This is a genomic window from Sphingobacterium sp. MYb382 (assembly GCF_037572665.1).
Classification (GTDB): Bacteria; Bacteroidota; Bacteroidia; order Sphingobacteriales; family Sphingobacteriaceae; genus Sphingobacterium.
The window spans coordinates 197413-224042 of sequence record NZ_JBBGZT010000023.1 but is presented as its reverse complement, the minus strand read 5'-3'; the positions used below and the strand labels follow the sequence as shown (position 1 = coordinate 224042).

The window sequence follows — 26630 nt, the reverse complement described above, 5'->3', positions numbered from 1 at the left end:
GCCCGTAGATGCTGCTACAGGACGCGTTTACAGTAGCAATATCGATGTCGAGCTAGCAGGACCACTTCCCTTTGTATGGGAGCGTACCTACTACAGTGATGCCGAAGTCAAGGGGCCGATGGGCTATAACTGGCACCACAGCTATCATATGGGCTTGTTTAATCTGGGCAACGGCTATGCCTTTTTACGGCTTTCCGATGGCCGAGAAATGCCAGTTCCGCTCCTTGGTTTTGGGGAAAGCTGGTATAGCCGGGAAGAGCAAATGACCTTCAGCAAAGATGAAGAAGGCTATCTATTAGTCGATGCCGACAAGCTCCATTACCGTTTCGATGGCCCTAAAAATAGAGAAGGTTATGTTATGCTTTCACAGATAGCGACCAAAGAAGGGTTTAATATTGATTTAAGATATAACTCCTTAGGCGATTTGCTAGAAATCACCGATAGTAGAGATCAGCTTATCCAGGTAGATACAGACGCTCAAGGGCGTATAACCAAGCTCCATACCCAAGGAGAGCAACAAAAATCCGTTACCCTAGTGGCCTATACCTATGATGAATTAGGCAATATGACATCGGTTAAAGATATCGCTGTTGCTCAAAAGCATTTTTACTATGCCGGTCATTTACTCGTGAAGCTCACCAACCAGACCGGGCAGAGCTTCCATTGGGAATATGAAGGGCATGGCGATGAGGCCAAATGTATACATACCTGGGGCGATGGCGGTATTTTAGATTACTGGACGGTATACAACGATGGGCACACCATTACGCGAAACAGCCTAGGGCATACGGCTCATTATTTTTATGATGAGAAACACCTTATCTATAAAATAATAGATGAAAATGGCGGTATTACACATCAATACTATAATCCCTACCAAGAACTAGAACTTAGTGTCGATGGGGAGGGCTTAACCCAAAAGTTTGAATACAACAGTCATGGGAAACTTACAAAAGTAGAAAATGGAGGTATTACGAGCTATGAATATGACGATAGGCTCAACCTAACCCGTATTATCAGTCCGGGGCGCAAAAGTATAACTTGGAAATACGATACGCTAGACCGCGTAATTGAGAAAAAAAATGCCGCAGGAGGAACCTTATATTACACCTATGAAGGGCAGCATATTCGAACGGTAAGCGACGAGCAAGGTAATACCTACGAGCTATACTTTGACCGTAGACATCAGCTGGTGCAAATGACGCACCCAACTAAACTACTAAGCTTCTGGCAATACGACAGCAGGGGCAATGTACTGCTAGAACAAGATGTCCAAGGAATGCTTACAAAATACGAATACGACGATGCTAACAACCTGATTTATATACGGGAGTCCGGGGGCAATGAGCATTACCTAAAATACGACTCTTCCCGAAATATTATCCATGCTAAAGATGATTATAGAGAGGTGAAGTTTCGTTACGGCAGTCTAGGCATCCTCTTAGAGCGCACACAAAATGGTCGCTCAGTAGGCTTTAGCTACGATACCGAGTTACAACTCAAAAGCATCCGTAATGAAGGCGGAGAGCGCTACCGCTTTGGCTTAGATGCGATGGGTAATGTGGTCAGCGAGTGGGGTTTTGACGGCTTGCAACGCCGCTATCAAAGGGATGCCAATGGTCGGGTGAAGAAAGTAATGCGCTCCGAGGACCGGTGGAGCCGTTACGAGTATGACGCGAGCGATCATATTGTTTTGGAAGAGCATAGCGACAAGACTTGGGCAGCCTATAAATACGATAAGGATGGACTCCTGATTAGTGCGCTAAACGAAGATACTCATCTACAGCTTCAACGGGATCGTGCAGGACGTGTAATCAAGGAAACACAAGGCGCGTACAGCATAAGCCGTAGCTATGACAAGTGGGGCAATGCTACACAGATCAGCAGTAGCCTCGGGGCCGATATCCAGTTAGATCACGACAGTCAAGGGCTCATTACCCAGATGCAGAGTGGCGACTGGGAGGCTAAGTGGGCCTACAACAAAAGAGGGATGGAAATTCAGCGTGAGCTTAGCGGAGGCGTACGGGTGGAAACCGTGCGCGATAGCTATGGACGGGTATGCAGTAGAAGCATCGGTGTTAACAATATCGAACAGGCCTCCCATCGCTATACCTGGAAACAAGGCAACCGGCTACAGAGCATAATCAACCGGCTGGGCGAGACCACATCTTTTGAGTATGACGAATGGGATAACCTGGTTAGCGGTCAGTATAGTAATGGTAAAGAGATGAATACCATTTACAAGGCCCCGGATGCCATCGGAAACCTTTTTAAGACGCCAGAAAGAAACGATCGCAGCTACGATGCTGGTGGTAGCCTAATAAAAGATGAAACGTACCATTACCATTACGATGATGAGGGCAATCTTGTTTTCAAAGAGTTTATCCAAGTAGGCTATCCAGCATTATTTGAACGCCGTGTACTAGAGAAGATGCTCAACATCAAGATAAAGGCAAGCGGAAAAGGAACAGTTTACGAATGGGCCGGCAACGGCATGCTGAAAAGCGTGGTGCATCCCTTAGGCTATAAAGTATCTTTTTACTACGATGCCTTGGGGCGCCGCATAGCCAAGAAGAAAAACTCAATAGTAACCCGTTGGCTGTGGGATGGCAATGTTCCGCTGCACGAATGGCAATACGAAGGAGTATACCCACCCGAGCTCAGCGTAGATGAAAGTAAGCAGCTACAGCAGGAAGCCGAACCCGTCGAAAACCTGATTACGTGGTTATTTGAAGAGAATTCTTTCGTACCTTGTGGTAAGATTGTTGGAAAAGAGACTTACAGTATCGTTTCCGACTATTTGGGAACTCCAAATTTCATGTACAATGCCCAAGGGGAGAAAGTTTGGGAATGTACGTTAGATATCTATGGAAAAGTAAGAACCTTACAAGGCTCTTTGAAAGACTGTCCATTTCGCTATCAAGGTCAATATGATGATGTAGAAATCGGCCTTTATTATAATAGATTCCGTTATTATTCTCCAGATATTGGCGGGTATATCAGTAAGGATCCTATTGGACTGGCAGGGAATAACCCAACTTTGTATGGGTATGTAGGTGATACGAATACTTGGATAGATCCGTTTGGGTTGGATCCGTTAGTATCTGTTCAAGAAAAAATTAATAATATATTATTAGATCATTTATCTGCTATTCAGAAAATAGATTCTAATGCTAGTATTGGATATAGAGGCAGTGCCGCTAGTGGGATAAGTAAAGCTCATGACCCTAGTATTTCTAAGCCATTAAATCCTAATAATTTTGATGTCGATGCATTTATAAATAGTGATTATTTGGCTAACAACCCTTTGTTTACAAATAGAACTAGAAATGCTGCAAAAATTGATGGAATGAAAGAAATAGAAGCGTCCATAGACAAACAATTACGAGAAGTTTTTCCTAATAATAAATTTAAAAATGAATCTTTTGGATTTAGAATATTCAAAACACATGAATTAGATGAATTAGCTAGAAAGGGAGATTCTCAATTTAGATTAAATTGTCATTAATAAAAAATCTCTATTATGTATACAAAAACAGTAGATATCGTTTTACTTGAAGATATTCCGTTTAAAGAACTGCTCCCAAAGATTGAAAAAGTATTTAAGACTTCCCTTCCATTTGAAAACAAAAAAGGAAGACATATAGCGAAATCATGTGTTCAATATTTAAATGTAGAAGTTATTGATCGTTATGATGATTTAAGTGGTTTACTATGTGATGATTACCACACTCTAGTGTTAACCTTTTTTTATGAAGGTTCTTTGGATTATCTAGAGAAAGAGAAATATGTAAAAGAAATATTAAAAAATCTTATCATGTGGGATTATGGGATATGGTCTCCAATAGAAAAAGGAGAACCATATAGGAAGATTTTTCCAAATAAGGAAACAGAAATATTTTATATAAACTAAATAAGGATGATTAATGATAAGATATATATAGTAGTAGATATAGAGACAGATGGACCTGTGATAGGTAAAAATTCTATTGTTTGTTTTGGAGCAGTTGTTTTAGAAAATGGATTATATAATACATTTTATGGAAAAATAAAACCCCTTACAGAATATTATAATGAAGAAGCTTTGGCTATATCAGGATTTACAAGAAAAGAACATGAATCTTTTGAATCTCCTTTACAGGTAATGAAAAGATTTAATGATTGGATTAGTAAATTAAAAGGAAGACCTATTTTAATTTCGGATAATAATCAATTTGATGGAGCTTGGATAAATTACTATTTTCATACTTTTTTAGGAAGAAATCCTTTTGGATTTTCAAGTAAGCGAATAGGGGATATTTATCATGGTTTTCTTAATGATTCTAAATATAATTGGAAACAGCACAGAAAAACAAAACATACCCATAATCCTGTGGATGATGCTAAAGGAAATGCTGAAGCATTACTATATTTAATTTCTAAAGGATTTAAACTTTAATTCGATATCATTTTACTCGTTTCTTAGGATAAAAAGTAAAGAGGCTGATCTTTTTAGACAGCCTCTTGTTAGTATTATAAAGAAGTCTTAAAGCTTATTTTTTCAACTGAAAACTCAGCTGAAAAATGAATTAGGTAGACGGTTGAATATTAAGCTCGCAGGAAGGAAAATGTTGCACAGGTGTAGTATCCAACAGGTATCGTTATTACGACTCGGAGAGCGGGCTTTACATTAGTAAAGATCCGATTGGATTGGCCGGAAACAACCCGACGCTGTATGCGTATACACGTGACAGTAATATAGAAATAGATCCTTTTGGGTTAGAAATTCCATTAGGTTTTAGTAGTTATGGACAATTACAACAGTTTGCTACAGAAATACAATCTACAATAGCTAAAGCTGGATATGGAAGTGGTTCACCTATTTTAATGAAAGGAAGTTCGGTTTCAGGAAGAAGCTATAGTCCCGGACCTCTTTTTGATGTTGGAAGAGTAAGTGATTTTGATGTTGCTATTGTTAATCCTGAACTGCTTAAAAAAGCTGAAGAATTAGGAATAGCAAAATATGGTTCTGGTAAATCTTTCCCTATTGATATGGGTAATCCTGTAAGAGCAAGGGTTTTAGGTTTAGATAAACTTCAAGAAAAAATTATCTGCATTTATGGGGAGAGATGTTAATATGAGAATTTTTGATAGTGTAGATTCAGCAAAAAAAGCAAGTGTTACAGCAAGTATGATGATTAAATATGACTAACATGAGTAAATCTTTTTATTTAAAATTTGGATATTTACATAACAATAGAAAAGAATTGGTTGATATCATATCAAAAAAAATAAATATAATATTACAGCCTACTTCAAATGGAAATTATGGATATAGATTCGGAGAAGTAGCAGAGACTATTTCTATTTTTAATAATTATATTGAGTACGAAGATTGGTGGCAAGAAGAAAATTTTAAAAATTGTCCAACAATAATAACAGCTTCATTTACAAAAGGAAAAAATGTAGAAAAGGAAAAAAAATGAATTATTTAAAAAATGTATTATTAATAATTCCCGATTTAATAGAAATAGATCTCCAAGTTCTGGAATCAGAAAATTAAATTTAGAATAACTTCGAAAATTATTCTTTCCTATCCCCAGCTTTTAGCTATTGATTTAGGATAAAATTACAAAGCTACTCATTTGAGTGGCTTTGTATCCAACAGGTACCGCTATTACGACTCTGAAAGTGGGCTTGACATCAGTAAAGATCCTATTGGATTGGCAGGAGATAAACCAACGCTGTATGGATATGTAGGTGATAGTAATAGTTAGATAGATCCGTTTGGAGAATCAGGAATGCCTTGGCATTTTCGTAAACAGGATAAGTTGTGTTCTAGTCCTTATCACGCTTCCAACTATAACCATAGCGTTCTTTACTTCAAGTTATGCATTAGCAAAGTGTTGTATTCCTCCGTTTCTTCTTAAAAAAACGAAGATTTAAGATACAATGCTTTAGCAGCCCCTATAAAATAGACCTGCCCAAAAAGTGTGTATCTTTTTGGGCAGGTGCATAATCTTAGTTGGAAAAGATCTGCTATTAAAGTTCTTTCCGCAAACGAGCTACAGGGATATTCATAGCTTCTCTATATTTTGCTACCGTTCGGCGTGCGATACTATAACCTTTTTCCTTTAAGATATCGGTTAGTTTTTCATCCGCCAGCGGCTTACGTTTGTCCTCATTGGCAATACATTCCTCCAAAATTTTCTTCACCTCTTTGTTGGAGACCTCTTCACCAGAATCCGTTTGTATAGCTTCGGAGAAGAATGATTTCAAGAGAAAAGTTCCAAATTCTGTTTGCACATATTTAGAGTTTGCGACACGAGAAACTGTTGAAATATCCATTTCAATGCGGTCTGCTATGTCCTTTAAAATCATTGGCTTAAGAAGGCGCTCATCGCCGGCTAAAAAGTACTCATACTGATACTCCATGATGGCATTCATCGTTTTTAGTAATGTCTGCTGGCGCTGTTTGATAGCATCAATAAACCACTTAGCAGAATCTAGCTTTTGCTTAACAAACTGCACTGCCTCTTTCATCTTTTTATCGTTTTTCTCCGCCTTCTCATAATGCTCAAACATATCTTGATAGGAGCGTGATACACGTAGCTCAGGGGCATTACGTCCGTTGAGGGTTAAGTGCAACACACCTTCATTATTACTGATATGGAAATCAGGGATAATATGAAGCTGCTTTCCAGCCACTGCGCCAGAGTCACCAGGCTTAGGATTAAGTTTCAAGATTTCGTTGATGATATCCTTAAGCTCATTCGAGTCCACACTCAATTGTTTTTCAATCTTGTCGTAATGCTTCTTTGTAAACTCCTCTAGGTAGTTTTCTACAATACGGATTGCCTGATTTATAATGGGGTTGTGAACATCCTTTTTTTGCAGTTGGATGAGTAAGCATTCCTGCAAGTCACGGGCCCCAATTCCTGCAGGCTCAAAGTCTTGTATTATTTTTATCATCGATTCCACCTCAACTTCGGTAACCTCGATGTTTTGGGAGAAGGCAAGGTCATCAACCAGCGATAATGTCGATCGGCGTAAGTAGCCATCGTCATCAAGACTACCAATAATCTGTTGGCCAATTTGATAATCTTTATCAGAAAGAGCTAAAAGATCAAGCTGCTGCTGTAGGCTTTCAAAAAATGAATCCTGAACGGCCATCGGCATTTCCTTCTTGTCATCTTCATCGTCCGAGCTATAATTATTGGAATAGTCGCTATAATCATCCTCTTGAATATACTCATCTACGTTAAATTCATCTTCATATTCTTTGGACTCTTCGTTGTAGTTGTCATCAGGATCGCGATCAGGATACTCTTCCACAGGGTCATTCATGTTCGCTAAGCTGCCATCTTCTAGTGCTGGATTCTCCTCCAGCTCTTCTTTTATACGTGCATCCAAGGAAACCGTAGGCACCTGAAGGAGCTTAATAAATTGTATCTGTTGTGGAGAAAGCTTTTGTAAAAGCTTCTGTTGTAGTGTCTGTCTTAACATTTGCTATAAACTTAACGTAGGTAAAAATACTCAAATTAATCATATTTCTAAACTGGTACGTTTTTTGTGCAACGGGCGGCGTGGTTTTTTTCTCATTTTACCAATTTTTAAATAAAGGTTTTAATTGGTTTTAAGCAAATGTTAAATTTCGTTAATATTTGGCGCTAAATATTCTTTTTTGCACCGAGATGGCAGTTTTTCGGAAAACAATTTCCATCTTTATCCCCATGTTTAAACGGGTTAAGAATAAGTATCTGCGATACTTTATAATCGCTTTATACAGCCTAATTATTTTTGTTTGTGCTGTTCAATTGAACTTTTTGGGGTTATTTGGCTACTCGCCAACCAAGAAGGATATTGTTATGCCATCTTTAAATGTTGCTTCTGAGGTGTATACGGCCGATTCGGTTTTAATAGGTCGTTACTTTGAGGAAGATCGTGATCCTGTCGCTTTCGACAGCATATCTCCTAATGTTATCCATGCGCTTGTTGCTACAGAAGACGCTCGCTTCTATAAGCACAGTGGGGTAGATTTTATCAGTATTTTTTCGGGTGCCGTCTCAACAATTCAAGGAGATAAGCGTGGTGGTAGTACCATTACCCAGCAGTTAGCCAAAAACTTATACCGTACACGTTACAATAAGTCACAAGGCTTCTTAGGTAAAATCCCTGGCGTTAAGATTATCGTTACTAAGTTTAAAGAGTGGATGACTGCCTATAAATTGGAGTCAAAATATGAGAAGAATGAAATCCTAACCATGTATTTGAATACGGTTTCATTTGGAAATAATGCCTACGGTATCAAATCTGCAGGTATTCGTTATTTCAATAAGCTGCCAAATCAGTTGACGGTACCTGAAGCTGCAGTGCTTGTCGGTATGTTGAAAGGAACAACCTTATACAACCCGATGCGTAACCCAGAGAAGTCTTTAGCACGTCGCAATACGGTGTTGGCACAGATGCAAAAAGAAGGCTACCTGAAGGCCGACGAAGCCACCAACTATGCTAAAGTACCGTTGAAACTGCATGTAAACAATCAGGACAACAAAGGTATTAATGATTCATACCTACGCACAGCTGTTGAGCGCTGGCTCGAAAAATGGAGCGAGGAGAACGAGATTAATATATACACCGCTGGATTAAAGATTTATACAACGATTGATTCGCGTATGCAAGATATTGCTGTGGAAGCAGTGAATAAGCAGATGAAAGAGTTGCAGCGTCGTTTAGATAACACATGGGGGAAGGAGTTGCCTTGGCGTGATAAAAGTGGTACCGTTATCCCTAACTTCCTTGAAGATAAAATGCGTAAGCTTCCTATCTATAGCGAGTTGATGAAGCATTATAAAAGTGAAGAGTTAGTTTTTCAAGAGCTCAACAAGCCTAAGAAAATGACCATTTTCACTTGGGATGGTGATAAAGAAGTGCAAATGTCCAGTATGGATTCTTTGAAACACTATCTAACCATGCTGAACACCGGTATGATGGCTTTACAGCCTAAAACTGGAGAAATTAAAGTTTGGGTAGGTGGTATCAATCATTTGTATTACAAATTTGATCATGTTAACCAATCTAAGCGTCAAGCAGGCTCTACTTTTAAGCCTTTTGTTTATATGGCGGCTTTAGAGCAAGGTATGGCACCGTGTGATACCTACGATGATATTCCTGTACGTATCGACTTCGTCAATAAAAAAGGAGAGAAAGAAACCTGGGAGCCGAAAAATGCAGACTGGAACTTCTCACACCGCACCATGTCACTACGTTGGGCAATGGCGCGCTCTTTAAATAGTGTTACAGCACAGCTGACGCGCGATTTAGGATGGGATAAAGTGGTAGAAATGGCACATAAACTCGGTATTGATAGCCATCTGGAATCCGTTCCTTCCGTAGGTTTAGGATCCAATGATGTCACTGTTTATGAAATGGTGAAAGCATATGCCGTATTCATGAATGAAGGAAAAACAATCGACCCTTTATTAGTTTCTAGAATATATGATAGCGAGGGCAAGCTTATCGCTTCCTTCGAAGCTAAACAAAAACAGGTTGTAACTCCAGAAAATGCCTGGCTTATGACCTATATGCTACGCGGTACCATTGAAGAACCACGTGGTACTTCTCAAGCACTATGGGAATGGGATTTGTTTAAAAATAATAACCAGATTGGTGGTAAAACAGGAACCTCATCAGACTATGTAGATGGTTGGTATATGGGCGTAACGAAAGACCTTATTGCTGGCGTTTGGGTAGGCTGTGACGAACAGAGTATTCACTTTAAAAACTCCCATACAGGCGAAGGCTCTAAAACAGCGCTTCCTATATACGCCACTTTCATGGAAGAGCTCTATAAACAACCTGCTTTGGGTGTAACGATGGGGCCTTTTCCGCAAGCATCCGTTAAGATTAACAAAAGCTATAATTGTCCGAGTGTATATTACGAAGAGCGCACAACGACAGATAGCGTAGAGACAGACGAAGATCACCTCGGTGAAATAGACGAAGGCTCTCTGCCTGATTTGTCTGAAATCACAGAATAGTAACGTTATATTCCCTAAAAATTTCTATTTTTAGGGAATATAACGTTTATTATGAACACCAATTTAGCCCTACACTTCAAGTTTTTGAAGTGCTTTTTTTTAGCCTTACTTCTGCAAATTCTCTTGCCATCATTAGTGTCGGCACAGTATTTTGGTCAGAATAAAATGAGGTACAAAAAATTGAACTTTAAAGTTCTTGAGACGCCCCATTTTGAAATGTATTCTTACCTAAAGAATGATAGCATGACGACGTGGTTGGCTAAAGAGGCTGAAGTCTGGTATCGCATGCATCAGCAGGTATTTCAAGATACCTTTATTCGCAAAAATCCCCTAATCATTTATAATAACCATCCTGAATTCCAACAGACAACCGCTATTTCTGGTGAAATTAGTGTGGGTACTGGAGGGGTGACTGAGGCATTTAAGCAGCGTGTAGTGATGCCTGTGATGCAGATTAACCAACAAACACGCCATGTATTAGGGCACGAGTTGGTGCACGCTTTCCAATATCGTGTATTGATGGAAGGGAAGGATACCACCCGTTTGGAGAGTGTCGCTAATATTCCTTTGTGGATGGTAGAAGGGATGGCCGAGTACTTATCTATCGGAAAGAAAGATGCTTTCACAGCCATGTGGATGCGCGACGCTTATGCACGTCAGGATATTCCTTCTCTTAAGCAACTAACAGAGGAGTCCTATAAATATTTTCCGTATCGCTATGGTCAAGCTTTTTGGGCCTATGTAGGCGCCACTTATGGCGATACTGTGGTGATGCCTCTTTTCTTAGAAACAGCGAAGTATGGCTATGATGTAGGGATGCGTCGTGTATTTGGTTACGACTCCAAGACGATGTCTACCTTGTGGCGAAATAGTATGGAGACGGCCTTCAAGAGCTTAAATAAAGATACGGTATCACGCCCTATAGGACAGCCTTTAATCACGCCAAAGAATGGTGGGCGCATGAATGTTGCTCCTGCGATATCGCCCGACGGTCGCTATGTGGCCTTTATGTCGGAGAAGGATCTCTTTGGTATTGATTTGTTTTTAGCTGATGCCGTAACCGGAGAGATTATCCGTAAGCTTGGAAGCAGGACCACAAACAAAGATATTGATGAATTTAGTTATTTAGAATCGGCGGGAGACTTTTCGCCAGATAGTAAAACTTTTGCCTTTAGTGTGTTTAGCGAAGGAAAAAATAAACTTATGACCATTGATGTAGCGACGGGCAAAACGCGCTTTGTGCAGGAGATGGGAAATATTGTCGAGTTTACGAATATTACCTTTGCGCCAGACGGCGAACGTGTTGCTTTTTCAGGCCTTCGTGACGGACAGAGTGATATATTTGTATTCAATCTGCGCACGAAAGAGCTTCAACAGTTGACTGATGATAAGTATTCTGATTTCCAGCCTAGTTTCTCTAGGGATGGAAAGTTTATCGTATTTAGTACCGATCGAGTAGCCTACGAGAGCGATTCGCGCGCTGTAGACATACCGATGGGCCTTGCACTTATCGATGTAGATAGTAAAGTGATCACCACGATTCCGATCTTTCCTGGTGCAAATAATTTAAACCCACATTTCTCGGGTGATGATCAATATATCTATTTTCTGTCCAATGGTGACGGTTACCGAAATATGTTTCGCTATGCGATTAAAACGCAGCAGCTGGAGCAGCTAACGGACTACTTTACCGGGATTAGTGGTATAACAGAGTATTCGCCAGCGATGAGTATATCCTCGCATGACGATATCGTGTATTCCTATTTCAAAGGAAATCAATATAGCATATATAAGGCTAAAGCCTCCGATTTTAATGCTAAAGTAATTGATGGCGATAGCTCTGATTTTACGGCTGCCATGTTGCCTCCTTATGCAAATAGAGGGGTGAATGTGGTGTATACCAACCTGCAGAATTTTAACGCTTATAGCCGCATATCGGATGCGCAGATTAGCCCTGTTCCATACCGCGCTAAGTTCAAAATGGATTATCTAGCAAACTCTGGTGTAGGTATGACGGTAGGCTCTCGTTATGGGGCGGGTATGTCGGGCGGTGTTTTTGGTATATTTTCCGATATTCTGGGCTACAATCAGATTTTCTCAACATTGAGCATCAACGGAGAACTTCAGGATTTTGGTGGACAGGTGGCTTATGTAAATCAGAAAGGCCGTTGGAATTGGGGAGGAGCAGTTTCGCACATCCCATATCTATCGTCTTTCGGCGCTTACGCGCAACGTGATATCACGGGCAACGGTAAGGAGTCTGTTTATGATACCTATTTGGTGCGTAGCTTTCAACAGCAAATTGAAGGTTTCGTAGCTTACCCATTTAATCGTAACCACCGTTTTGAAGTCGGAACGGCCTTGGCACGTTACAGCTATAGAGTGGATCGTTGGAGCCGTGGTTATTAATCGTTCTTCTCGAAGCGAGATAAAATATATAATGAAGAAGCATCTCAGATTTTAGATGCGAACTTCAACTCTTTTGTGGTGCAGCAGCTGAATGCTGGTTTTGTTGGCGATAAGTCTGTGTTTGGTATGACTGCTCCAATAGAAGGCTTTCGTTACCGCTTAGGCGTGGAGCAGTACTTTGGCGACTATAGTCTGACGGCCTACAATATTGATTTACGCAAGTATTTCCGCTTTAAGCCAGTAACATTAGCTTTCCGTGCCTATAGTTACCTGCGTACCGGTAAGGATGATGATAAGCTTTATCGTTTATATCTCGGGTACCCATATTTGGTGCGTGGTTTTGACAACACCTCTAATGAGAATATCGGAGCGCTAACGATCAACGACTTGATGGGTTCGCGTGTTGCCGTTGGAAATATAGAGTTACGTTTGCCATTTACAGGTCCAGAAAAATTAGCCGCTATTAAGTCGAGCTTCTTATTCACCGATCTTAATTTATTTTTTGATGCGGGTTTGGCCTGGAATAAAGGAAATAAAATTGTAGGCAGCATGGATAAGCGCCCCGTGGTTCAGCAGTTTGATAGCGACGGAAATCCGGTTTTAGACCAAGATGGAAGTCCGGTTTATGCTTATGATAAAAACTATAGAATCCCAGTTTTTAGTGCTGGCGTATCGTTGCGAGTGAATGTATTTGGCGCCATGATTCTAGAGCCATTCTATGCTGTTCCCTTTGTCAAATCTAGAACGAAATTTGGAACCTTTGGATTAAACTTTACACCGGGATGGTAGTCTTACCAATGGAAAGTGTGTAAGATTTAAGTGTGGATAAGGTTAAGGTTGTTAGGGTCGTTGTTTCGCTTAGGCGTAAACAACGACTTTTTTTTGTTCATCTATTAGCGCGTAAAGAAGTATAATCTATTTATAGCGAACCAAACCTACCTGTGTAACGGTTGATGCTGGCGCATTGTAGCAGGGTAATTGATTAAGCCAATTTGGGTTCTTAAAACGGATTAGGCGTTCGCGCTGCATACGTGTAAACTGCATCAATTGTGCCGCTCTACGCTCGGCTTGATCCAAGCTGTCGTATACCTCAATATGAACAAGGTTTGTGAGCTTCGGGCTGTTCGGGAACAACGACGGGCTTGCTTGTCGTAATTCATTCATCGTGGTATTCAGGTCGTTGCTATAACCTACTTTAAGGTATGAACGATTGCTGTCTGTTAGTATGTAAACGCTGTGCTTTGTCATGATAATACTCCTTTTTGCTAATATATTTGGTGAACCAAAAGATAATTACTAATTTTATTGGCACAATATTACTAATTATTTTAGTATTTCAAAAATATTTAAAAAAATATGTCAAACATTGCTTCAAACCTTAAGTACCTCAGAAAGAAAAAGGGACTAACACAACAACAGTTTGCAGATGCGCTAGAAATTAAGCGTGCATCTGTTGGTGCTTATGAAGAGGATCGTGCTGAGCCTAAGTATGAACTCCTGCATAAGATTGCTGCATTTTATGAGCTATCAATGGATGAGTTGGCTAATGATGAGATTAACGACAAGTGGAAACCGAGCCCTCGTGGCAACGCGTCCAACCTGCGCGTACTGAGTGTGACAGTAGATGGTAATGACCGCGAAAATATAGAGTTGGTACCTGTTAAAGCTAGCGCAGGTTACCTTAATGGTTATGGTGACCCTGAGTATGTAGCAGAATTGCCGAAGTTCTCGTTACCTATGTTTAACCAAGGTACGTATAGAGCTTTTGAAATTAAAGGAGACTCCATGCTGCCTTTACCATCAGGCAGTATTGTTATCGGCGAATTTGTCGAGAACTGGAATGATATCAAAGCAGGACAAACTTATGTTGTGGTATCGAAAGACGATGGCGTAGTTTATAAGCGTATCGCTTTTAAATTTAAAGAAGATAAAGGATTGAAGCTTGTTTCTGATAATAAAGTGTACGACCCATATTGGGTGGAGGCAGGGGATATCATCGAGATATGGAAGGCTAAAGCTTATATAAGTACAGAGATGCCAGAGCCTAATCCAGCACCATCAATGGAGACATTGACCAACATGATGAGTCAGATGCAGAAGACTATAAACGCTGTTGTTGATAATAAATAGCCATGAATTTGTTTGTTTTAAAAAATATAATTACCTTTGTATAATCTGAAGAAGAGGGGGTATGCTATACCCCCTTTTTTAATTCTTTACAGTATAATTTATGCAAATAGAAGATAGAGTTCGACAGTTGGTCGAAGAGAAGATTGCCGATCGTGATGATCTTTTTATTGTGCGGATAAAAATGCAAGGCAATGGTATTCTTGAAATCTTATTAGATGGAGATCAAGGTATAGCCATTGAGGACTGCGCAAAGGTGAGTCGCCATGTTGGCTTTCATTTAGAAGAAGAGAACGCAATAGAACAAGCATATCGCTTGGAAGTTTCTTCCCCAGGGATAGACTCTCCATTGTTGCTTGATCGACAGTATCAGAAAAACATCGGACGTAGTGTTCGTGTTAAAACCAACGACGGTGCTAAACGTGAAGGCAAGCTCCTTGCTGCAACAAGTACTACAGTAACTCTGGAAGAAAGTGTAAAGGAAAAAGGAAAGAAGGCTACGCTAGTCGAAGTTGAAATTCCGGTAGAACAAATAAAAGAAACAAAGGTGTTAATTTCATTTAAGTAAAAATGAGCAGCAATATCAACTTAATTGACTCGTTTCAGGAGTTTAAAGACTTTAAAAATATCGACAGACCTACGGTAATTACGGTCTTAGAAGAAGTTTTCCGTAGTATGATTCGCAAGCGTTTCGGTACAGACGAAAATGTAGACGTTATCGTTAACCCAGACAATGGGGATTTGGAGATCTGGCGTACACGTGTGGTAATGGAAGATGGTTTTTCTGAAGATGATGATTTAGAAATCGAACTTGCCGAGGTACATAAGTTTGATCCAGACTTAGAGGTAGGTGATGACTATATCGAGCAAATTACGCTAGAGAGCTTCGGCCGCCGTGCGATTCTTGCTGCCCGTCAAACTTTAGTATCTAAAGTATTAGAATTAGAGAAAGACGAAGTATTCAAGAAATACAAAGATCGCGAAGGCGAATTGGTTGTTGGTGAGGTTTACCAAATCTGGAAAAAAGAAATTTTGGTGTTGGATGAAGACGGAAACGAACTTATCCTTCCTAAGACAGAGCAAATTCCTGCCGATTATTTCAAAAAAGGCGATAGCATCCGTGCGGTAGTTGATAAAGTAGATATGATGAATAGTAATCCTAAGATTATTATTTCTCGTACTTCTCCAGCATTCTTACAGCGTTTGTTCGAATTGGAAGTTCCTGAGATTTTCGACGGATTGATTACAATCAAGAAAATTGTTCGTGAACCAGGAGAGCGCGCTAAGGTAGCTGTTGAGTCGTACGATGATCGTATCGATCCAGTAGGAGCCTGTGTGGGTATGAAAGGTTCGCGTATTCACGGTATCGTTCGTGAGTTGCGTAATGAGAATATTGACGTAATTAACTTTACATCAAACCACTCTTTATATATCACACGTGCGTTAAGCCCTGCACGTATCTCATCTATCAAAATTGATGACGAGCGTAAAACGGCTGCTGTGTATTTGAAGCCTGACCAGGTGTCATTAGCAATTGGTCGTGGTGGACACAATATTAAATTAGCGGGTAAGCTAACAGGTTACGAGATCGATGTATACCGTGAGAATGATGAAATCGAGGAGGATGTGGACATCGAAGAATTCGCAGATGAAATTGAAAGCTGGGTGATTGAACAGTTTAAACGCGTAGGTTTAGACACGGCAAAATCCATCCTTTCATTGACAGAAGAAGAATTGGTTCGTCGTACCGATTTAGAAGAAGATACAATCCAAGAGATTGTACGTATTTTGCAATCCGAGTTTGAATAAGGCTCAGCTTGCGCATACACTGAAAAAACAATTGCTTATAAATTGTTTTTTCAGTGTAAAAAAACATATTTTTGTAGTACTTAATATTAGAAGGTAAAAAAATAGATGACAGAAGGAAAAAGCGTAAACTTGCTAAAGGCAGCAAAAGAACTTAATATTGGAATAGGTACCGCTGTCGATTTCTTAGGAAAGAAAGGTTTCGAAGTTGAAACTAAACCTAGCACTAAGTTATCGCCAGACATGTATGCTGTTCTTCTTAAAGAATTTCAAGGAGACAAAAACGCTAAAGATGAAGCCAAACAAATTGTTATTGGCAAAATCCGCCGTGATGAGTCTACTGCTGGAACAGGTGGAGCGAATCCGACTGACGCTTTAGAAGATAGTAAAGAAGGGGCTTCCGAAATTAAGGAAGTGGCTAAAAAGGAAGCGCCGGTAGCGGCAGCAGCTCCAGAAGTAGCTAAAACGCCTAGTGAGCAGACTAAAACAGAAGAGCCGAAGAAGGAAGAAGAAAGCACTGGACACTTGAAGGTGATCGGAAAAATTGATTTGGATAGTTTAAACCGCACGAAGAAAAAAACAGTAGAGCAGCCTAAGGTAGAAAAACCTGAACCGGTTGCTGTAGTGGCTAAACCTGAAGTGGTAGTAGAAGCTCCCAAAGAAGAGAAACCTGTAGTTAAGGCTGAAGAGATAAAAGTAGAAAAAACTATTGTCGAGCCTGTGGTAGCTGCAAAACCCGAAGTACAAGTAAAAGAAGAACCGAAGCAGGAAGCTGCTAAACCAGCGCCTGTGAAGACGGAAATTAAACCAGAACCAAAAGTAGAAGTGAAAAAAGAACCTTCTGTGGTAAACAACCCAGTTCAAGAAAAGAAATCCTCAACTGGAGAAGATAAGCAACAAGGCGAAGTTATTCGTGCTCGTTCAGAAACATTAGCAGGACCGAAAGTAATTGGAAAAATCCAGTTGCCAGTAGAGCGATCTAGCAAACCAGTAGCATCGTCGTCTAATGCAAACAATGATAACAAGCGTAAGCGCAAGCGCTCCAACAAACCTAATACGCCAGGTACGCCAAATACTACAGGTGGTGAAGGTGGACAGCAGCAGCAGCGTGGTCAGCAAGACGGTGGAAACCGTGGACCTGGAGGCTTTAATCGTGGTGGTGGACACCCAAGACCAGGAGGCGGTAACCCGCAACATGGTGGTGGTGGTAGAGGCCGTCCAGACTTTAAAGGTAGAGGACGTGCAGCAGACACAACGCCAAAAGAGGAGCCAACGGACAAAGATATCCAAGACCAAATCAAGGCTACACTAGCACGTTTAAGTGGTGCTGGTAAGTCGGGTAAATTTGCGCAGCGTGCTAAATTACGTCGTCAAAAACGTGATGATATAGCACTTTCAGCTGAAGAAGCAGCATTGGAAGAAGCAGCACAATCTAAAATTTTGCGTGTAACGGAATTCGTTACGGCAAATGAGTTGGCTAACTTGATGGATGTACAGGTGACACAAGTAATTTCTACTTGTATGAGCTTAGGTATGTTCGTATCAATCAACCAACGTTTAGATGCGGAAACTTTATCTATCGTTGCAGACGAGTTTGGTTACCAAATTGAATTTATTAAACCAGAAGATGAAGAAGTTGCTTCACTAGAAGAAGCAGATAAAGAGGAAAACTTAATTTCCAGAGCACCAATCGTTACGGTGATGGGACACGTTGACCACGGTAAAACTTCCTTACTCGATTATATCCGTAAAGCCAATGTAACTAAAGGCGAAGCGGGAGGTATTACACAGCACATCGGTGCCTATGCCGTGAAATTGGATGACGGACGTAAAATTACGTTCTTAGATACGCCAGGTCACGAAGCCTTTACAGCGATGCGTGCTCGTGGTGCGAAAGTAACGGATATCGTTATTATCGTTATCGCAGCGGACGATGCGGTAATGCCTCAAACGAAAGAAGCAATCAACCACGCACAAGCAGCAGGTTCTCCGATTGTATTTGCCTTCACGAAGGTTGATAAACCAGGAGCTAATGCAGACCGTGTTCGTGAGCAACTTTCGGCAATGAATATTTTAGTAGAAGATTGGGGTGGTAAATACCAAGCGCAAGAGATTTCTGCTAAGACAGGTGAAAATGTAGAGCTACTTTTAGAAAAAGTATTGCTTGAAGCAGAGATGTTAGAATTGAAAGCCGATCCTAAGAAACGTGCTGTAGGTTCTGTTATCGAGGCTGCTTTAGATAAAGGACGTGGTATTGTTACGACAGTATTAGTTCAAGGTGGTACATTACGTGTAGGTGATGCAATCTTAGCGGGAGCACACTCTGGTAAAGTGAAAGCTTTAACAAATGAGCGTGGCGAGCGTGTTCAAGAAGCTGGTCCATCGATTCCTGTACAGATTTTAGGTATGTCAGGTGCGCCGACTGCTGGTGATAAATTGTATGTACTTGAAAGTGAGTCTGAAGCTCGTCAAGTAGCAAACAAACGCCTTCAGTTACAACGTGAGCAAGGTATGCGTGCTACGAAACACATCACGTTGGATGAGATTGGTCGTCGTTTGGCTATCGGTAACTTTAAAGAACTTAACATCATTGTTAAAGGTGATGTGGATGGTTCAATTGAAGCTTTATCTGACTCTTTATTGAAGCTTTCAACAGCAGAGATTCAAGTTAATATTATCCACAAGTCGGTTGGTGCTATCTCTGAATCCGATGTATTATTAGCTTCGGCTTCTGATGCGATTATTATCGGTTTCCAAGTACGCCCTACACAAAATGCACGTAAACTAGCAGAAAACGAGCAGATTGATATCCGTCTATACTCTATCATTTACGATGCGATTGATGAAATTAAATCGGCGATGGAAGGTATGTTGGCACCGAAATTTGAAGAGAAAATCGTTGCGGAAGTACAAATCCGTGAGACCTTTAAAATCTCTAAAGTTGGTACCATTGCTGGATGTATGGTGTTGGATGGTAAAATCACACGTAACAATGATATCCGCGTAATCCGTGACGGTGTTGTAATTCACACTGGACGATTAGCTTCTTTAAAACGTTTCAAAGACGATGTGAAAGAAGTATCTCAAGGCTACGAATGTGGTTTGAACATCGATCGTTTCAACGATATTCAAGAAGGCGATATTGTTGAGGCATACGAACAAGTTGAAGTTAAACGTAAACTCTAAGTTTACAAACAACATAACACAAAACCTGAGCATGAAAATGCTCAGGTTTTTTTGCTTTAAGCGAAGCACAAACGAACCTGAATCTATGTTTCCTTTATTTAGATTCATTTTTTTTATAGGGTATAAGCAGTATCAATTTGACTATTTTGCCTAAATAAGGTATTTTTATAACATGCACGAATTCCAGATTTCAAAGATTATTCGCCAGCCGAATCAGAATGTTACTATTGAATTTAAAGATCTTACAGGAGGTTATCCAACCTATAAAGCAGGTCAGTTCCTAACGCTTTCCTTTATGTTTGGCGAGCGGGAAGTTCGCCGTTCTTACTCTTTCAGTAGCTCTCCGGATGTGAATGAACCTCTGGCTATTACAGTAAAACGCGTTGATAATGGTGAAATCTCTCGTTTATTACACCATCAAGCGGCTGAAGGTGATAAAATTTCAGCTATGGATCCTCAAGGTTTGTTTTTTTATGAGCCTGAAGAAGAGGCACAGCGAAAATTATTCTTATTTGGTGCTGGTGTAGGGATAACGCCTCTGTTTTCTATCTTGAAAACTGCGTTAACACGCGAGAAGAATACTAAAGTAGTGCTTATCTACAGTAATAGTAATCCTGACCAGACTGTTTTCGTCAATGAATTAAAAGAATGGGAGGCTAAATACCCTGACCGCCTAGAAATTATATGGATTTTCTCCAACACGAAAAACCTATTGAAGGCTCGCTTAAACCGTGACTTCCTAATTGAAATCGTTAAAAATCGAGTTACAGAAGGAGTGGAGTCTTTATTTTATACCTGTGGGCCTGTTTTTTACATGGACCTAGTACGTTTCACTTTATTAGGTATGGGCTTTCCAGATGAAAATATCCGTAAAGAAACATTTCATTTTCCTGAAGAGGAAGAAGACGAGGATGAGAAAGAAGAAGTACCAGTAGATAAAACTGCCTATGCGATTAAGCTACGCTTCCAAGGGCAGGAGCATGATTTGATTATTCCCTACAATAAAACGGTACTTGATGTTGGTCTAGAAAATAAAATCAAACTGCCATACTCTTGTAAATCAGGGATGTGCAGCACCTGTATTTCACAATGTACCTCCGGTGAAGTGCATATGGATTATAATGAGGTACTTACTGATCGTGAGGTAGCCAATGGACGTTGTTTAATTTGTGTTTCTCACCCGATTGTGGAAGGAACTGTTATCGATGTTTTATAAGAATAACCTAAAAAATTAGGATGCAATGCCTTAAGGTTTCTAAATAACCTTAAGGCATTTTTATTTTCAAGTTTAAAACTATATCTTTAGTTATAGCAGATGATATTCTGCCTACTAACCAGTGACATGACTTTGTGTAGTGTCTTTTTGTGAATATAGTATAAACTTGTATGCGTCAAATCAATCTGTTGTGTCTCTTCTTTTTTATTTTAGCAGGATGCTCTTCTTATAAGTTTGAGTCTAAGGCTCATTTTATGAATGATGTAGACGAATATTTCAATTTGAAAGCAGAACGAAATATTTGGGTGTATATGAGCTATGTCCAGGATCAGCAAGATGATTATGGCGTACGTTTAAACCGTTTTTACCCACGGGATCTTCAAGTTTTGAAAAAGACTGGGCTAAGAAGTTCCGCTATGCGCACCTTGTTTTCGGCTGTGCCGAAAACCTCGCCACGCTACCATTTGGTTGTTTTAAAACATAAAAATGCTAATTTCGATTATCGTGGTTTTGCAAAAGTAACGACAGCAGCATCGCATTACTTTTACGAAGACCTGAAGCTGGATTCCTTGGATATCCGTCATGTGCTGATACCATATGGCGATGATCAGCGTATAAGTATGGTCTACTATATAGATACCACGGCAAATAAACGTGCTCCTTTCAGTCAATTGGCATACCTCGCGGAGATAAATGCTAAAGAATTACAGGAAAAAACACCATTTAGTAAAAGTTGGCAAGTCTTTGATTGCGATAGAAGATTGCTTGATTCACACACAATAGTCTTTAATAAAAAGCTGCTTAAAAAGAATAAAGTTTTATACGCTAAATTGTACGCCCTCTACGGTAAAGAAGAAGGTATACATTTTGCACACGTCTTAACAAAGGAATCGCCGGCATCCGTAGCTGTCAAGTTATGCCCAAATAACTACCGTCTAGATTATTTTACACAAAAAGGTAAGTTGGTGTTTAGTCAAGATATTGATTTGTAGGTAGCTATGTCCATCTGTATATTTCTCTTTATTCATTCGTTTACAATTTCGTAAAGCATGGTAGTATTTGCTTAAAAAACGCTACTTTTGCAGCGAAGCAAACCGGTTCTATCGCTGCTCCCTCGTGGAGAAGAGGAAAGTCCGGGCAACATAGAGCGACACGCTTCCTAACGGGAAGGCTTTTCTTCGGAGAAGACAGAAAGTGCCACAGAGAATATACCGCCACAGCAATGGGGTAAGGGTGAAAACGTGAGGTAAGAGCTCACGGTCTTGTATGGCGACATGCATTACGGTAAACCTCGTGTGTTGAAAAACCAAATAGGTTGTGTAAGTCGAAGGCTGCTCGTCTTCTGTTGGTTCGCCAACATGCACAATGGGTAGGTTGATGGAGCCTGCGTGTGAATGCAGGCCTAGATAAATGATAGAAATTCTGCAAAGGATACAGAACCCGGCTTACAAGGTTTGCTTCATTTTTAGGTATTCTCCCGATATTTTATTATTTTGTTCTTTTAATAATCAAGATACATATTTATGGCTACAATACTGATTATCGACGATGAACGTCCTATACGGAGCTCGTTGCGTGATATTTTAGAATACGAAGAATATAAGGTTCTAGATGTCGACAATGGCCCTGATGGATTGGAAATTCTCAAAAAGGAAAAGATCGATTTAGTATTATGCGACATTAAAATGAATAAAATGGACGGTATGGAGGTATTGACTGCTGCGCAGGATATCTCGGAAGCCCCATTTATCATGATATCCGGTCACGGTACTATTGAAACAGCAGTGGAAGCAGCCAAACGTGGCGCTTACGACTTCTTAGAAAAACCCCTAGACTTAAATCGTTTAATTATAACGGTAAGGAATGCCCTGGAAAAAGGGTCCTTAGTAAAAGAAACGAAAGTCCTTAAGAAAAAAGTTAAACGTACCAAAGATATTCTAGGTCAGTCTGCAGGAATCAATTTAGTGAAAGAAACTATTGATCGTGTAGCACCGACGGATGCGCGTGTATTAATTACTGGCGAGAATGGCTCTGGTAAAGAGCTTGTTGCGCGTTGGTTGCACGATAAGTCGAACCGCTCAAGCTCCACGATAGTGGAGGTCAACTGTGCGGCGATACCATCTGAACTTATTGAATCTGAGCTTTTTGGTCACGAAAAAGGGTCCTTCACATCTGCTGTAAAGCAGCGTATCGGGAAGTTTGAACAGGCGAGTGGTGGCACATTATTTTTGGATGAAATTGGTGATATGAGCCTTTCTGCGCAGGCAAAAGTATTGCGTGCCTTGCAGGAAAGTAGAATTACACGCGTCGGTGGTGAGAAAGAAATCGAAGTTAATGTGCGTGTAATTGCAGCGACCAACAAAGACTTACAGAAAGAAATCGAATTGGGTAACTTTAGGATGGACTTGTACCATCGTTTAAGTGTTATCTTAATACACGTTCCACCTTTGAAAGATCGTAGTGATGATATTCCGCTAATTGCATCTAGTTTTTGTGAAGAAATTTGCAGTGAGTATAATATTCCAACGAAGCAAATTACGGATGATGCCATGGCTGCCTTGCAGTCTTTACCGTGGATGGGTAACATTCGCGAGTTGCGCAATATGGTAGAGCGATTGGTTATTTTGAGTGATAAAAAGATAACCGAAAAAGAAGTTCGTTTATATGCTAATCCATCGAATATAAATGGTACTTCACTGCCAAGCGGTGGCGCACAGAGTGATGAGCTTGATTACGATCAGTTTGCTTCATTTCAAGATTATAAAGACTATACAGAAAAAGTGTATATCACCTTTAAGTTGGATAAAAATGCTTGGAATGTTTCGAAAACAGCAGACGAGATTGGCATACAGCGCAGTCATCTGTATCATAAAATAGAAAAATTTGGACTCAAAAGAGCTGAATAATATAAAAGGCCGTTTCTTAGAAACGGCCTTTTATCTTTTAATCATTAAACCTTCTTTTCTGTCTTCTATATAGTACAATTACGACAATCAATAAAAGAATGATGCCAATTGCAATTACGGTAGCGGATGACTCATTGTGCACCGCTGTCGCTATAGGTTTTGCTTGTACAAGATCAATTAGAAGCGTTGATAAAATGAGTAACCACACTTTTTTCATAACTGAATTTGTTTTAAATTTATAATTGAAACAATGTAATAAAATAAATTCAATAAAGCAAATTATATTTAATTTTATTAAAATATTGCTTTTAAGTGTGTTATCTTCTTTTATTTCTTTCTAGTTGAAAAGTTGCATTGCGAACAGAGTTCGTTAGCCTCTAAAAGTATCGTTTTTTTCTTTGCCTCAGCGATTCCCAATTTATCCAAAAAAGTAGGGTTTTTAACAAGGTCTAGGACTAAGATGCAACGCTTCTTCAAGAGTTCTTTTTTCTCAATTTCGCTTAAGTTCGTTAAACAAGTAATAGGGTATAGTCCTTTATGGTCTACGCGTGCCTTGATGCTATTCTCTGATGGGTAATCCCAGGATAAGAGATTAAGCTTGTAGTAGGCGCCAAAATCTTTCGTGTCCGATGTGAGGTACGCATTGGTAACGAGCCAGCCGTCGGTAAACTGTCTTTTTTTACCAAAAAATTCGAAATCCTTATCTTTTATATCCTTCACGCGAGACATGAAATACATCGGTGTCGTTACTGATATTTTAGCATCTACATCATTTCTGAATTTACACTCTATAGCTAGCATGCCTTCGCCTTCCTTCACCGCGACAACGTCAATTTCGTGTGAAACAGCATGGCCCTGTACCACCTGTCCGGTCACTGTTTGGTAGCCCTCTTCTGAAAACAAACGACCAATCCAATCTTCAAAATAAAACCCCTCAGGACCAAGGTCGCGGAGTGCTTTTTTAAGGGAATAGCGTGCTGCAAAGCTATTTCTTTGCTTTTTTAAGGAGTCAAATGCTAGTTCATAAAGCTCCCTGGTGCTGATTCCGTCATACAAGTGGCTATCGATATCTTTATACACCTGATCAACTTGGTCATCATCGGCCCCAGAACGCACGAGAGAGTGCTTTAAGCTGTCTACATTAAACGGAACTAATTCTCCTGAATATTTGGTTACTCTCATATTATGTTTAGTCGAATTTTAATAATGTTTTTTAAATGTAGTAAAACATTCTGAGCCTTTTTGCTGTTTTATTTATAATTAACGCTAATAAAAGGAGACATATGGAAATATTGGATACAGCATTAGATACAATAAAAGGTAAGCTTGAAAAAGCATATATAGAAGGTGATGTTGGCGGTTCTGAGCGTATTGTTTCAGCTATTGCTGGAGGTTTTGTATTGAGCAATGGCATTAAGAATATTTTACACCGTCCGGTGGGCGCTGTAGCCACAATAGGTTTGGGGCTTGCTTTATTGGCACGTGCCGCTACAGGCAAATGTGTCGTTAAAGGTTTAGTAGGCAAAAAGGATAAAGCCGCTAAATTAACAGTCATTGAACATCGTTATTTCGTAAAATAGATTCGTGTTTGTTTTGTTTTGAACAGTTAGACGCCTAAAAACGTTTAGCTGTTTTTTTTGTGTCTAAATTTCTCTAACGCTAAAACAGAAACCATTTTCCTACATTTCCTTATCTTTGTTAGGCTCAAGGTAGGCCTTGTCCTTCCTGCAGTATATTTTAGATAGCGCTTTAATTCGTAATAAAAATGAAGAAGAAACTTGTGGTTTTTACTGGGGCAGGCATTTCTGCAGAGAGTGGTTTGAAGACCTTTCGTGGTGACGATGGACTGTGGGAAGGTTACCGTGTGCAAGATGTAGCAACTCCCGATGCTTGGCGAAGAGATCAGAAAATGGTGTTGGATTTTTATAATATTAGACGTAAGCAGTGCTTGTCGGCCGAACCAAATTTGGCTCATAAAATCTTGGTAGATTTGGAAGAAATTTATGACGTTCATATCATCACCCAGAATGTGGATGACCTCCATGAACGTGCCGGAAGCACGCAAGTTTTGCACCTACATGGGGAGCTTATAAAAGCACAATCGACCTTAAATCCGCGATTCGTTTATGGCATGGAAACGGATGAAATCAATGTGGGAGATACCTGCGAATTGGGGTCTCAGCTACGTCCATATATCGTATGGTTTGGAGAGGCTGTTCCTAATTTGGAGAAGGCCGCAGTCATCACACAAGAAGCCGATATCTTCGTCGTGGTAGGGACGTCGCTACAAGTTTATCCTGCTGCAAACTTGGTGCAGGAGACAAGCGATAGCTGTCAACTTTATTTAGTTGACCCAAATGCAGCAGAAATTCGCGTTTCCTCCAAGGTTACTAAAATTGCTGAATCAGCGACGGTAGGTATGCAAGAGCTGCGTTCTTTGCTGAGCGAATAATATTCTGTCGTCATTCTTTGAGTGATGCATACTATTCTTTTAAGGCTGTTATATGAAGTGATGCTTTATATGATTGAAGTGTTACTTCAATTAGAGGGAAGAAAGGCTATAAAGCCGGCCGAATAAAATTCTGATTAGCGCTAATTTAAATTCTAACTACTTGTAAATTAGCGCTAATATATGTTTGTTGTAAATCATTTATTCATACCTATAATAGGCAGAAAGGAAGCTTGAACGCATAGTTGCAAACAGCGAAACAACCTCCTGAATAAAGGCTTCATCAAGCAATTCAAATACCCCATTGACTCCACCAATAATATCGGCTTCAGCAATTTTGTAGGACTGCTCTAAAGTGCCTTGTTCAAATTTTATGATGAACTTTTGGTTCATTCCGAAGATGGAAATCTTGCAATCTGGATGTGGAAGTTCTGCTAATATGCGCATATCAATTTGTCTTTATAAACATGAAAAAAGGGATGCAAAAGCATCCCTTGTCAAAAGTACATTAA

The 26630-nt window shown here is 39.9% G+C and carries 23 protein-coding genes and 1 other RNA gene; 19 read left to right on the top strand and 5 right to left on the bottom strand.

Annotated features, from left to right (window positions below):
* The 6 genes from WH223_RS10625 to WH223_RS10600 all read left to right on the top strand — a co-directional run.
* Positions 1-3508 (top strand): DUF6531 domain-containing protein (locus WH223_RS10625; RefSeq protein WP_340047609.1); only part of this gene is annotated, 3508 nt, incomplete at its 5' end.
* A gap of 15 nt (positions 3509-3523) precedes the next feature.
* The gene (locus tag WH223_RS10620; protein WP_340047608.1) at positions 3524-3913 is read left to right on the top strand and encodes a hypothetical protein; all 390 of its coding nucleotides are present in this window, start codon (positions 3524-3526) and stop codon (positions 3911-3913) included.
* A gap of 6 nt (positions 3914-3919) precedes the next feature.
* Positions 3920-4438, top strand: a complete 519-nt coding sequence (locus tag WH223_RS10615; protein ID WP_340047607.1) for a 3'-5' exonuclease — start codon at positions 3920-3922, stop codon at positions 4436-4438.
* Between the two features lie 146 nt (positions 4439-4584).
* A complete protein-coding gene (locus tag WH223_RS10610; protein ID WP_340047612.1) occupies positions 4585-5115 on the top strand; it encodes an RHS repeat domain-containing protein in 531 nt (176 codons plus the stop codon).
* Positions 5116-5192: 77 nt separating this feature from the next.
* Positions 5193-5465, top strand: coding sequence for a hypothetical protein (locus tag WH223_RS10605; protein ID WP_340047606.1), 273 nt, complete (start codon positions 5193-5195; stop codon positions 5463-5465).
* 159 nt (positions 5466-5624) lie between these two features.
* Entirely contained in the window at positions 5625-5756 is a 132-nt protein-coding gene (locus WH223_RS10600; RefSeq protein WP_340047605.1) for a hypothetical protein, read from the top strand.
* A gap of 265 nt (positions 5757-6021) precedes the next feature.
* On the opposite strand, the gene rpoN is transcribed toward WH223_RS10600, so the two are convergent.
* Positions 6022-7485, bottom strand: coding sequence for an RNA polymerase factor sigma-54 (gene rpoN, locus WH223_RS10595; protein WP_340047604.1), 1464 nt, complete (start codon positions 7483-7485; stop codon positions 6022-6024).
* A gap of 362 nt (positions 7486-7847) precedes the next feature.
* Here rpoN and WH223_RS10590 point away from each other — a divergent pair, with 362 nt between their 5' ends.
* From WH223_RS10590 to WH223_RS10580, 3 genes are all read left to right on the top strand, one after another.
* The gene (locus WH223_RS10590; RefSeq protein WP_340047603.1) at positions 7848-10019 is read left to right on the top strand and encodes a penicillin-binding protein 1A; all 2172 of its coding nucleotides are present in this window, start codon (positions 7848-7850) and stop codon (positions 10017-10019) included.
* Positions 10020-10070: 51 nt separating this feature from the next.
* A complete protein-coding gene (locus WH223_RS10585; protein ID WP_340047601.1) occupies positions 10071-12428 on the top strand; it encodes a basic secretory protein-like protein in 2358 nt (785 codons plus the stop codon).
* Positions 12429-12506: 78 nt separating this feature from the next.
* Entirely contained in the window at positions 12507-13217 is a 711-nt protein-coding gene (locus WH223_RS10580; protein ID WP_340047599.1) for a BamA/TamA family outer membrane protein, read from the top strand.
* 126 nt (positions 13218-13343) lie between these two features.
* On the opposite strand, the gene WH223_RS10575 is transcribed toward WH223_RS10580, so the two are convergent.
* On the bottom strand, positions 13344-13676 hold the full coding sequence (locus WH223_RS10575; protein WP_340047597.1) for a GIY-YIG nuclease family protein: 333 nt from the start codon (positions 13674-13676) through the stop codon (positions 13344-13346).
* Positions 13677-13784: 108 nt separating this feature from the next.
* On the opposite strand from WH223_RS10575, the gene WH223_RS10570 reads away from it, so the two are divergent.
* The 8 genes from WH223_RS10570 to WH223_RS10535 all read left to right on the top strand — a co-directional run bounded on the left by WH223_RS10570 (position 13785) and on the right by WH223_RS10535 (position 23669).
* A complete protein-coding gene (locus WH223_RS10570) occupies positions 13785-14558 on the top strand; it encodes an XRE family transcriptional regulator (protein ID WP_340047595.1) in 774 nt (257 codons plus the stop codon).
* A gap of 100 nt (positions 14559-14658) precedes the next feature.
* Complete coding sequence (rimP, locus tag WH223_RS10565; RefSeq protein WP_340047594.1) at positions 14659-15123, top strand: ribosome assembly cofactor RimP; 465 nt, start codon at positions 14659-14661, stop codon at positions 15121-15123.
* A 2-nt stretch (positions 15124-15125) separates the two neighbouring features.
* On the top strand, positions 15126-16364 hold the full coding sequence (gene nusA, locus WH223_RS10560; RefSeq protein ID WP_340047592.1) for a transcription termination factor NusA: 1239 nt from the start codon (positions 15126-15128) through the stop codon (positions 16362-16364).
* Between the two features lie 105 nt (positions 16365-16469).
* The gene (gene infB / locus WH223_RS10555) at positions 16470-19547 is read left to right on the top strand and encodes a translation initiation factor IF-2 (protein WP_340047590.1); all 3078 of its coding nucleotides are present in this window, start codon (positions 16470-16472) and stop codon (positions 19545-19547) included.
* A 172-nt stretch (positions 19548-19719) separates the two neighbouring features.
* Positions 19720-20763, top strand: coding sequence for a ferredoxin--NADP reductase (locus WH223_RS10550; RefSeq protein WP_340047588.1), 1044 nt, complete (start codon positions 19720-19722; stop codon positions 20761-20763).
* A 254-nt stretch (positions 20764-21017) separates the two neighbouring features.
* The gene (locus WH223_RS10545) at positions 21018-21755 is read left to right on the top strand and encodes a hypothetical protein (RefSeq protein ID WP_340047587.1); all 738 of its coding nucleotides are present in this window, start codon (positions 21018-21020) and stop codon (positions 21753-21755) included.
* Between the two features lie 95 nt (positions 21756-21850).
* An RNA gene (gene rnpB / locus WH223_RS10540) (RNase P RNA component class A) lies at positions 21851-22227 on the top strand.
* Between the two features lie 59 nt (positions 22228-22286).
* Positions 22287-23669 carry a sigma-54-dependent transcriptional regulator gene (locus tag WH223_RS10535; RefSeq protein ID WP_340047586.1) on the top strand — a complete coding sequence of 461 codons (1383 nt, stop codon included), beginning with the start codon at positions 22287-22289 and terminating at the stop codon, positions 23667-23669.
* 37 nt (positions 23670-23706) lie between these two features.
* On the opposite strand, the gene WH223_RS10530 is transcribed toward WH223_RS10535, so the two are convergent.
* Together WH223_RS10530 and WH223_RS10525 are read right to left on the bottom strand one after the other, a co-directional pair.
* Positions 23707-23886: a hypothetical protein gene (locus tag WH223_RS10530; RefSeq protein ID WP_340047585.1), complete on the bottom strand. Its 180-nt coding sequence runs from the start codon at positions 23884-23886 to the stop codon at positions 23707-23709.
* 110 nt (positions 23887-23996) lie between these two features.
* A complete protein-coding gene (locus WH223_RS10525; protein WP_340047584.1) occupies positions 23997-24851 on the bottom strand; it encodes an ATP cone domain-containing protein in 855 nt (284 codons plus the stop codon).
* Between the two features lie 101 nt (positions 24852-24952).
* Here WH223_RS10525 and WH223_RS10520 point away from each other — a divergent pair, with 101 nt between their 5' ends.
* Positions 24953-25249 carry a YgaP-like transmembrane domain gene (locus WH223_RS10520; RefSeq protein WP_340047583.1) on the top strand — a complete coding sequence of 99 codons (297 nt, stop codon included), beginning with the start codon at positions 24953-24955 and terminating at the stop codon, positions 25247-25249.
* Positions 25250-25434: 185 nt separating this feature from the next.
* Positions 25435-26121: a Sir2 family NAD-dependent protein deacetylase gene (locus tag WH223_RS10515; RefSeq protein WP_340047582.1), complete on the top strand. Its 687-nt coding sequence runs from the start codon at positions 25435-25437 to the stop codon at positions 26119-26121.
* Between the two features lie 198 nt (positions 26122-26319).
* Here the strand turns inward: WH223_RS10515 and WH223_RS10510 are convergent, their stop codons facing one another.
* Complete coding sequence (locus WH223_RS10510) at positions 26320-26565, bottom strand: hypothetical protein (RefSeq protein WP_340047581.1); 246 nt, start codon at positions 26563-26565, stop codon at positions 26320-26322.
* Positions 26566-26630 lie beyond the last annotated feature (65 nt).